General features: G+C 36.0%; 9 protein-coding genes. 1 reads left to right on the top strand and 8 read right to left on the bottom strand.

What is annotated here, in order from left to right:
- The 7 genes from QLS31_RS14810 to truA form a co-directional block, all read right to left on the bottom strand.
- Nucleotides 1–200 (bottom strand): hypothetical protein (locus tag QLS31_RS14810; protein WP_282744487.1); only part of this gene is annotated, 200 nt, incomplete at its 3' end.
- A 50-nt stretch (nt 201–250) separates the two neighbouring features.
- Nucleotides 251–670: a hypothetical protein gene (locus QLS31_RS14805; RefSeq protein ID WP_282744486.1), complete on the bottom strand. Its 420-nt coding sequence runs from the start codon at nt 668–670 to the stop codon at nt 251–253.
- Between the two features lie 399 nt (nt 671–1,069).
- Nucleotides 1,070–1,987 (bottom strand): cysteine synthase A, encoded by a 918-nt coding sequence (gene cysK / locus QLS31_RS14800; protein ID WP_282744485.1) that lies wholly within the window; start codon nt 1,985–1,987, stop codon nt 1,070–1,072.
- Between the two features lie 3 nt (nt 1,988–1,990).
- Nucleotides 1,991–2,827 (bottom strand): serine O-acetyltransferase, encoded by an 837-nt coding sequence (locus QLS31_RS14795; RefSeq protein ID WP_121342478.1) that lies wholly within the window; start codon nt 2,825–2,827, stop codon nt 1,991–1,993.
- Between the two features lie 222 nt (nt 2,828–3,049).
- Nucleotides 3,050–4,438, bottom strand: a complete 1,389-nt coding sequence (gene lpdA / locus QLS31_RS14790) for a dihydrolipoyl dehydrogenase (RefSeq protein WP_282744484.1) — start codon at nt 4,436–4,438, stop codon at nt 3,050–3,052.
- Nucleotides 4,439–4,681: 243 nt separating this feature from the next.
- Nucleotides 4,682–6,436: an ABC transporter ATP-binding protein gene (locus QLS31_RS14785; protein WP_099716297.1), complete on the bottom strand. Its 1,755-nt coding sequence runs from the start codon at nt 6,434–6,436 to the stop codon at nt 4,682–4,684.
- A 139-nt stretch (nt 6,437–6,575) separates the two neighbouring features.
- Nucleotides 6,576–7,331, bottom strand: a complete 756-nt coding sequence (truA, locus tag QLS31_RS14780; RefSeq protein WP_282744483.1) for a tRNA pseudouridine(38-40) synthase TruA — start codon at nt 7,329–7,331, stop codon at nt 6,576–6,578.
- A gap of 247 nt (nt 7,332–7,578) precedes the next feature.
- On the opposite strand from truA, the gene QLS31_RS14775 reads away from it, so the two are divergent.
- On the top strand, nt 7,579–8,076 hold the full coding sequence (locus QLS31_RS14775; RefSeq protein ID WP_282744482.1) for a metallophosphoesterase family protein: 498 nt from the start codon (nt 7,579–7,581) through the stop codon (nt 8,074–8,076).
- On the opposite strand, the gene QLS31_RS14770 is transcribed toward QLS31_RS14775, so the two are convergent.
- Nucleotides 8,051–9,778: an ATP-binding protein gene (locus tag QLS31_RS14770; protein ID WP_282744481.1), complete on the bottom strand. Its 1,728-nt coding sequence runs from the start codon at nt 9,776–9,778 to the stop codon at nt 8,051–8,053. The genes QLS31_RS14775 and QLS31_RS14770 overlap by 26 nt on opposite strands.
- Between the last annotated feature and the right edge of the window lie 52 nt (nt 9,779–9,830).

Raw genomic sequence — 9,830 nt, 5'->3', positions numbered from 1 at the left:
ATCAAAGTAAATTTGCAGCCTAAAAAAAGCGGCTTCTTAAAAGGCCTTATTTGAATTGTGGTATCGTGAAATTTGAAGATTATATTAGAAAAAAGAGGTTTTTTCACTGCCTGACGTCCTGACGCTTCAAGCCGTTCGCGACTTTGGAACTGAGTATTTTCCGCTAGGAAAAACGAAGTTATGAAAATAATTGTTTCCATTTAAACAAAACGAGCAAATGGCTTGAAACGGCTGTTACAAGCTGTGCCAATTATTTAAAGGACGCAATTGCGAAATCAAATCTAATTTTCATTTTTTCTGAAGCATTCACATAGCCAATTATTCTCCCTGGCATTTTTATCAGTTTCCAATATTTTCCATTTTCAGGATTTTTTCCTTCGAAACTTATATATTTTTCATTTTGAACTTTTAGCCACTGTCCATTATCAAGAAACGTTTCTATATGTTTTGAATAAAATCCGGTTGTATTTATAAAAAAAATACAATTATCCTCATAATAAAAGGCATAAAAAATTCTTCCGTGTTGTGGATCCCGAGGCGAGATTTCTTTGCTAATATAACAAGGCAATTGAATATTTTTCTCCAATAAATTTTCAATACAAGTTTCAGTCGTCTTATTTGATTGACAAGCCATAAAAACAGATAGGAAAAGTAAAATATTATACTTCATTCGATGTTATTTAGTGAACGATTGTCTAAGGTATAGCTTGTAACTAGTATATACTACTGACGACATCAGACATATCATCCCTAAATGAGGTAGATATGTCTGATAAAGGTCAGTCTTTATCTGTTTTCAAATGTATAATAATTATCTTATAAATCATCAAAAGGGCTTTTAATTTGTTGAATACTTTTGCAAAGTAAAGGTGAAGGATGGAAGTGGAGCTCTTTATTGTTTTAACCCGAAGGGTAAAATAATAAAAGCGGAAACAAACAGCCTGACCTTGTTGTAGGACTAAACAAAGTAATTTATACGAAAGTGCAACAACAAGGACACGCCCAAAAAAAGCCACAAAAAAAACCGACTTGTTTTCACAAATCGGTTCGTATTTAAAGGTATTTTCGTTTAAACAAATAAGCCTTCGATGCTTAAATAATGTTCTCCGGTGTCGTAACAAAAAGTCAAGACTTTGGCATTTTCAGGGATTTCATGCAGTTTTTTGGCCACTGCTGCGAGCGATGCACCAGAGGATATTCCTACGAACATGCCTTCTTCTTTGGCGGCTCTTTGGGCATAAGTAAATGCTTCGTCTTTGCTCACTTGAATGGTTCCGTCCAGTAAATCAGTATGCAGGTTTGTGGGGATGAATCCTGCTCCAATTCCTTGAATAGGGTGGGGAGCCGGTGCACCACCACTGATTACCGGGGATGCTTCAGGTTCTACGGCATAGACTTTCAGGTTGGGGAAATGTTGTTTTAATATTTCGGCACAACCTGTGATGTGACCGCCGGTTCCTACGCCGGTTATCAAATAATCCAGTCCGTCAGGGAATGCTTTTATGATTTCCTGAGCGGTGGTTGTTTTATGAATTTCAATATTGGCAGGATTCTCAAATTGTAGCGGCGACCAGGCATTAGGCATTTCGGTTACTAATTCCTGTGCTTTTTCCAGTGCGCCTTTCATTCCTTTTTCACGCGGCGTCAAGACAAATTCGGCACCATAAAGGCTCATGAGTCGGCGTCTTTCTATAGACATGGATTCTGGCATGACCAGCATTAATTTATAGCCTTTTACGGCAGCAACCATGGCGAGACCAATTCCCGTATTTCCGGAGGTAGCTTCAATAATAGTGCCTCCTGCTGCCAATAATCCTTTAGCCTCGGCATCTTCAATCATGGCAAGGGCGATTCTGTCCTTGATACTGGCCCCGGGATTAGCACGTTCCAGTTTGATCCAAACATTATGGTTGGCACCAAACAAGCGATTGATTTTTACGTGTGGCGTGTTGCCTATTGTTTCGAGTATGTTGTTGTATTTTGTCATAATTTATATGGAGAAAAAATTAATATCTTTTGTTTCCTGCTGATTCAAAACAGTATTTTTATTGGATTGCATGACAAATGAATACGGATTCACACTCTTGGTTATAAACGTATTTCCGCCTATAATACTGTGGTTTCCTATGATGGTGCTTCCGCCCAAAATGGTGGCATTGGCATAAATAATAACATGGTCCTCTACGGTAGGATGACGTTTTTTTTCCTGCATGTTTTTCTCGACTTGCAACGCTCCCAAAGTAACTCCTTGATAAATACTCACATGTTTTCCTATGGTTGTGGTCTCGCCAATGACAATTCCGGTGCCATGATCTATCATAAAAGGAACGTCGATGGTAGCACTTGGGTGAATGTCAATTCCGGTTTTGCTATGCGCATATTCGGTAAGAATTCGTGGCAGCAGGCAAGAGGTACGGGAAGCAATAGCATTGGCAATGCGATAGACTTCTATGGCAAAAAAACCGGGATAGGAATTGATGATTTCCTGAATGCAATCGGCAGCGGGGTCCGTATCTAATATGGCTTGTGCATCTTTTTGCATGAATCCGTAAAGGTCAGGAAGTACGGTGTAAAAAGATTCGGCGTCATCCAGAATTTCATTGGCTGTCTTATCTTTTACAATCTCCGAAAGGATAGCAATAAAGTTGGCTTTGTTTTGGTCCAAAAGCAATTCGATTTGTATGGTTTCCAAAACTTTCTCGGGAAATAATATTTTGAATAAATCATCAATCCAATTGATAATTTTGGTAGAATCGATGGCTCTTACCCAATTTTTATTTTGGTTTTCATGCAGTGTATTCGAAAAACGGATGGTTTCAGTATTCATTTATGATGGAATAAAATCGAAATGGAATTAGTAAAATGGCTTGAAATACAAATATAAAGCAGAATTGAATAGGTTCATAACGCTGCTTTGTAAATAAATGTTAATATGTTAAATTTCCACAAAATGGATGCTTTGTGTTGGAAATGATTCCATAAAAAAAATCCGATTTGCTTTCACAAATCGGATTAATAAATCTGAAATCAAAAATCGTTAATCTACAATCTATAAATGTATTACCTCGCCATATGCATCAGCTACAGCTTCCATAACTGCTTCGCTCATAGTTGGGTGTGGGTGAATTGATTTAAGGATTTCATGTCCTGTAGTTTCCAGTTTACGCGCTACAACTGCCTCAGCAATCATATCCGTAACTCCGGCACCAATCATGTGACATCCTAACCATTCTCCGTATTTAGCATCAAAGATTACTTTTACAAAACCATCCGGTGTTCCGGCAGCTTTTGCTTTTCCTGAAGCTGAGAATGGGAATTTACCAATTTTCAATTCGTATCCTTTTTCTTTAGCTTGTTTTTCAGTCAAACCTACAGAAGCAATTTCTGGAGTAGCATACGTACAACCCGGTACGTTTCCGTAATCGATAGGTTCTACATGTAATCCTGCAATTTTCTCCACACAGTTGATTCCTTCAGCAGAAGCTACGTGAGCCAATGCTTGTCCTGGCGTAACATCACCAATGGCGTAATAACCAGAAATGTTCGTTTGGTTGTAAGCATTTACCAAAATTTTATCTTTGTCAGTAGCAATTCCTACTTCTTCCAATCCAATGTTTTCAATGTTGGTTTTGATTCCAACAGCCGAAAGTAAAATTTCAGCTTCTAATACTTCTTCTCCTTTTGCTGTTTTCACAAATGCTTTAACACCTGCTCCAGTAGTATCAATTCTCTCAACAGATGAGTTAGTCATGATTTTGATACCTGCTTTTTTCAAAGAACGCTCCATTTGTTTCGAAATGTCTTCGTCTTCAACAGGAACTACATTTGGCATAAATTCTACAATGGTTACATCAGTTCCCATAGAGTTGTAGAAATGTGCAAATTCAATTCCAATCGCTCCGGAACCAACAATAATCATCGATTTTGGTTGCGTTGGTAATGTCATTGCTTGTCTGTAACCAATTACTTTTACACCATCTTGAGGCAAGTTTGGTAACTCGCGTGAACGCGCTCCAGTCGCTACAATGATATGATCTGCACTGTATTCAGTAACTTTATTGTCTTTGTCAGTAACATCAACTTTCTTTCCTGGTTTTAATTTTCCAAAACCATCAATTACGTCGATTTTATTTTTTTTCATCAAGAATTGAACACCTTTGCTCATTCCATCAGCTACTGAACGGCTGCGTTGTACCACAGCAGGGAAGTCTTTATCAAATGATGAAACAGTCAATCCATAATCAGAAGCGTGTTTTAGATAATCAAAAACCTGAGCTGATTTTAGTAATGCTTTAGTTGGAATACAACCCCAGTTCAAGCATACACCACCTAAGTTTTCTTTTTCTATTACGGCTACTTTAAAGCCTAATTGTGATGCTCTAATAGCTGTAACATAACCACCTGGACCACTTCCTAAAACTATAATATCGTATTTCATTTCAAAGTTTTTTATTTGTTTTTTATTGGTAAAATGAATTCGTAAAAACTCATTTCATTTTGTGTGTTTTTCTTGTTTAATTGATTGGGCGAATTTAAGGATTTATTCTGTTTTGAGAAAGTTTCAAAGTAATAAAGTAGCAAACTAACAAATTTTCAGAAAAAGACCTTGGTTTTAAACAAACTGCTGCAAGGTAAAAATCAAATTTGTGTTTTTTTAGCCTTTGTCGCTTTGTGAAAAAAACTAATTCGCTACCGAAAACTGGGAATCATACAAGTTTTTGTAATACCCACTTTCACGGTTTATTAATTCCTGATGAGTTCCTTGTTCTACTATCAGTCCTTTGTCCATTACCACAATTTTATCTGCATTGACAATCGTTGCCAAACGATGCGCAATCACAATGGATGTTCTGCCTTTGGTAATCGTTTCCGTAGCGCGCTGAATCAATTCTTCGGAATACGTATCTATCGATGACGTGGCTTCGTCCAGAATCAAAATACTTGGATTACTGACATACGCTCTCAAGAAAGCAATCAATTGGCGCTGACCCGAAGAAAGCATAACGCCGCGTTCCTTCACATCAAAATCATAATTATCCGGCAAACTCATGATGAATTCATGGACGCCAATTTTTTTGGCTGCAGCCAAAACTTGTTCGCGACTAATTTCAGGATTGTTCAAGGTAATATTGTTGAAAATAGTATCGGCAAAAAGGAAAACATCCTGCAATACTACTGCAATTTGTTTTCGTAAGGAACTCAATGTGTAATTCTCAATATTGTGATTGTCTATATAAATTGAACCGCTGTTGATTTCGTAAAAACGATTCAGCAAATTAATAATCGTAGATTTTCCGGCACCTGTAGAGCCTACAATCGCAATAGTTTGCCCTGCACTAACCTCTAAATCAATCCCTTTTATCACTTCTTCATCCGGAATATATCCAAAACGTACTTTCTTAAATTTGATGTCTCCCTTAAAGATTGGCGCTTCGATAACTCCAGTATCTTGAATTTGATCTTCGGTATCTAAAATATCAAAAACACGGTTTGCGGCAATCATTCCCAGTTGCATCTCGTTGAATTTATCCGCAATTTGACGCAATGGATTGAATAACATCCCGATGAACATCGTGTACGAAAATAAATCTCCAAAAGTGGTGAAATTATCTCCGTTTAATATTTTGATTCCGCCATACAAGACTATAAAACCAAGGGTTAAAGATGAAATAATATCGGCAATAGGAAAAAAGATGGAGTTATAAAGAATGGTTTTTATCCATGCTTTTTTGTGCTTGTCGTTGATGCTTTTGAATTTTTCGTATTCAATTTCTTCCCGATTAAACAGTTGGACAATCTTCATTCCCGTCACGCGTTCCTGTACAAAGGAATTCATATTGGCAATTTGGGTACGTACTTCCTCAAAGGCGACTTGCATTTTCTTTTGGAAAATTCGAGTGAAATAAACTAAAATGGGCATCGCCACAATCACAATCCATGTCAGTTTCCAGTTCATATAAAACATAAAAGCCAGTACCACAACCATCTTCATCAAGTCACTTATAATCATAAACAATCCCTGACTAAAAATTCGGGCAATGGATTCAATATCTGAAACCGAACGTGTCACTAGTTGTCCCACAGGAACGTGATCAAAATATTTCATTCGGAAACTTAAAATATGGCGAAATAATTTTGTTCGAATGTCTTTCACAATATCCTGACCGAGCCAGTTTGCCCAATACACAAAGTAAAACTGCGAGAATACTTCCAGTAAAAGTACAATTCCCATCAGGATTACATACAATAATAAGCCCTTTTGGTCTTGGGTTGCGATGTAACCATCTACGGTTTGTTTCAATAAATACGGACGTAATGCCGCAAAAATCGACAGTGAAACGGCAAAAATAATCACACCGTTAAAACGCCATTGATAGGGTTTGGTGAATTTTAATATTCGTTTGAATAATCTGGTATCAAATGCTTTTGCTTTCATATTTTTTGTATTTATCCTGATTGTTTTCAGGAGCTATTTCCAGCTATTCGTTTCAATCTTTTATCCTGAACTTGCTTCAGGATCCTGAAACAAGTTCAGGATAAAAAGGATTTCTCCCGAAACCTCGGGACTATCAGGGCTATTGCGTAATGTAATCGTATTCTATTTTGGTTAAATACAAACCATGCGCCGGAACCGAAAAACCAGCTTTATCTCGGTTTTTACTTTCTATAATGGCAGTAAAATCTGCCAGTGTAATCTTGTGTAACCCTATGTTTACCAATGTTCCTACAATGGCACGCACCATATTGCGTAAAAAACGATTGGCCGAAATGGTAAAAATTAAGTTCCCGTTTTCTTGTTCGGTTGTGCCTCGAGTCCAATAGGCTTCAAAAATTGTACAGTCAAATGTGTTTACATCTGTATTCACTTTTGAAAAACATTGAAAATCAGTATGATTGAATAGTAGCTGTGACGCTTCATTCATCAAATCGATATCTAGCTTTTGATGGAAATACCAACTTTGCTCTTGCGAGAAAACATCTTTGAACGTATTGATATGATATTCATAGGTTCTTTTTGTAGCATCAAAACGGGTGTGCGCTTCATCATGAACCGGAATAATAGTATAAATCACAATATCTTTAGGAAGATAAGAGTTGAGTTTATGCACTAAACTTGGAATATCAAATGGGGTTTCAAAATCAAAATGAGCATACATTTCTTTGGCGTGAACGCCGGTATCCGTTCTTCCGGCTCCCATAAGATTGATAGTTGTATTCAATAGCACCGAAAACGCTTTGTTCATCGTTTCCTGAACGGAAGCAGCATTGGGTTGGTATTGCCAGCCGTGATAATGGGTTCCGTTGTATGCTAATTTGATGAAATATCTCAAGTGAATTTTTTTGAAGCCACAAAGATACTTATTAATTTTTTTGCCACGAAGTCGCTAAGGCGCAAAGTTTGTTAAGTTTCAATTTGATTTTTTATTTGGAATTCGAATGTTTATTTTTACCACAAAATCCTAGCCCTGATAGAAGTGAAAATCCTTTATTGTTTTTGCTGCCAAAAACAATAAAGATTGTAACGGATAGCAGGAACTAGCTCCAGATTCCTTCGTACCTCGTAATGATACCATAAATATGAAAAAAATACTACTCCTTTCTGATACGCACAGTCACATTGATGATACGATTTTGAAATATGTAGCTCAGGCTGACGAAGTGTGGCATGCGGGCGATATAGGTGATTTGGCTGTAACCGATGCGATTAAAAAGCTAAAACCGTTGCGTTGTGTCTATGGTAATATTGACGATGCAAAAGCTCGATTAGAATTTCCGTTGCACAATCGTTTTATGTGTGAAGGAGTCGATGTTTGGATTACGCATATTGGCGGGTATCCAGGGAAATACAATCCCAATATTAAAGCAGAGATGGAATCGAATCCTCCAAAATTATTTATTTGTGGACATTCGCACATCCTGAAAGTCATTTTTGATAAAAAACATAATTTATTGCACATGAATCCCGGAGCAGCCGGAAAAAGTGGCTTTCACCAAGTGCGCACTATGTTGCGTTTTGTGATTGAGGGAGATAAAATCAAGGATATGGAAATTATTGAGATGGAAAAACTGGTGTAGTTGTTTTTTTCTGATAGGAAATAGGCACTTCAATAGCCACAGTTGTTCCGGAATCAATCTTTGAATGTATTGTGATAGTTCCTTTTAGATTATTTATTCGGGCTTTAATCTGGTTGATTCCAAAACCTTCCAGGATATAAAATTTATCGGAGTCAAATCCTCGACCGTTATCCTCGATTTTGATTTGAAGTGATTTATTGTTTTCTTGAATAGTCAGGTTAGCCTGAGTGGCAAGACTGTGTTTTATGATATTGTTGAGTAGTTCCATTATTATAAAATACATTTTCATTTCAAAATCCTCATTGTAACGTGTTTTTGTTGGTACAACAATAGAGTAATTAAATTGAATTACGGAGTTTGAATTTTTCTCGCATAAATCTTCTAATGCGTAAAATAAACCAAATCGCGCTAAAAGTGTCGGCATCAATTCATGGGATAAATCCCTTATTTGATCGTGTGCTTCTTCTAATATGGCTTTAGTTTTTATAATTTCTTCGGCATTAGTATGGTTTTGAGAGGTAAATGCATTGAGGTGTAATCCTGCGGAGGATAATAAGGCGCTGATGTTATCATGTAAAAACGAAGCAATTTTTTTTCGTTCTAATTCTTGTCCGTTGATAGATGCGTTGATTGTATTTTGTTGCAGTTGACTTTGTATGTCTTTAATTCTGTTTTTTTGCTTAAGCTTTGAGTTTTCTGAGAAAATGTAAAAAAGGAAAAAGAAAAATAATAAAAGGACAATTATTACAATTACAATTTTTTTGTTTCTGGATTGCTCTTGTATAAGTAAATATTCTTTGGTTTTGTACTCGTTTCCTATTTTGTCGATTTCTCTTTTATACTCATCAATCTCAAGATTTATTCCGGCAACATTTGCTTTGTTGAGCTTTTCCTCGTTATTTAATTTAACAGTAAGGTCATTGTAAAGTGCCAAATTCTTATATGCATTTTCATAATCTCCATTTTTTAATAAAAATTTAGAAAACTCATGATGTGAATACGACAAGTCTGATTTTTCATTTCCTTCATTTCCTAATCTGATGGCATTCTGAAAAAAAAAAGCCGCTTTTTGAGTGTCATTTTTGTAGCTATGATACATTCCATTTAGCATGTTCAGTGCAACAATGGTTGATTCATCACCATGTTTTTTGTGGTGTTTATTGATGTATTTTAAATAGGGAAGTCCCTCTTCATAGCGTCCAATGTCAAAATACGCCCAGGTAATATTAAGTTTAGTAAAAACTATTTGAGCTGAATCATGAATTTTTGTGCTGTATTGCAACGATTTTTTGTAGTAGTAAATTCCTTTTTCATATTGTTTTTTGTCAAAGCAATAAATGTTTCCCAAGTTATTATTTAACCAGTTTTTTAAAACATCATTATTTGTTTTATTGGCGTAGATTAATCCTTTATTGTAATAAAAAAAAGCTTTTTCATATTCAGATAATTGGTCAAAATTTGCAGCAATTGTGTTGTAGGTTGCAGCAATTAGATTGTCGTCTTTTAAAGCAATAGCATGTGTTAGGGCATGTCTTGATTTTACTAATGATTTTTCAAAATCACCCGCTTTCATAAGCTCATTGGCTTCTTTTGCAAGTTGTGTAACTTCTTTCTTTTGGGGTAATTTTTTATGTGCAAAAACAGTAATTCCAGAGAAATTAAGTAGTAAAATCAATACTATAACAATTTGTTTGTACGGCATAGATAATTTAATTTTTCTGTTTATGGTTGTTTTTAATTAAAAGTAAATCGCA

The organism is Flavobacterium sp. XS2P24 (genome assembly GCF_030010285.1).
In the GTDB taxonomy this organism is placed as follows: Bacteria; Bacteroidota; Bacteroidia; order Flavobacteriales; family Flavobacteriaceae; genus Flavobacterium; species Flavobacterium algoritolerans.
Note: the sequence above shows the minus strand (reverse complement) of the source record. Positions and strands in the feature narration are given on the sequence as shown.

Coding starts and splice junctions, on each gene's coding strand:
- QLS31_RS14805 (WP_282744486.1), bottom strand. CDS start 670: ATGAAGTATAATATTTTACTTTTCCTATCTGTTTTTATGGCTTGTCAA.
- cysK (WP_282744485.1), bottom strand. CDS start 1,987: ATGACAAAATACAACAACATACTCGAAACAATAGGCAACACGCCACAC.
- QLS31_RS14795 (WP_121342478.1), bottom strand. CDS start 2,827: ATGAATACTGAAACCATCCGTTTTTCGAATACACTGCATGAAAACCAA.
- lpdA (WP_282744484.1), bottom strand. CDS start 4,438: ATGAAATACGATATTATAGTTTTAGGAAGTGGTCCAGGTGGTTATGTT.
- QLS31_RS14785 (WP_099716297.1), bottom strand. CDS start 6,436: ATGAAAGCAAAAGCATTTGATACCAGATTATTCAAACGAATATTAAAA.
- QLS31_RS14775 (WP_282744482.1), top strand. CDS start 7,579: ATGAAAAAAATACTACTCCTTTCTGATACGCACAGTCACATTGATGAT.
- QLS31_RS14770 (WP_282744481.1), bottom strand. CDS start 9,778: ATGCCGTACAAACAAATTGTTATAGTATTGATTTTACTACTTAATTTC.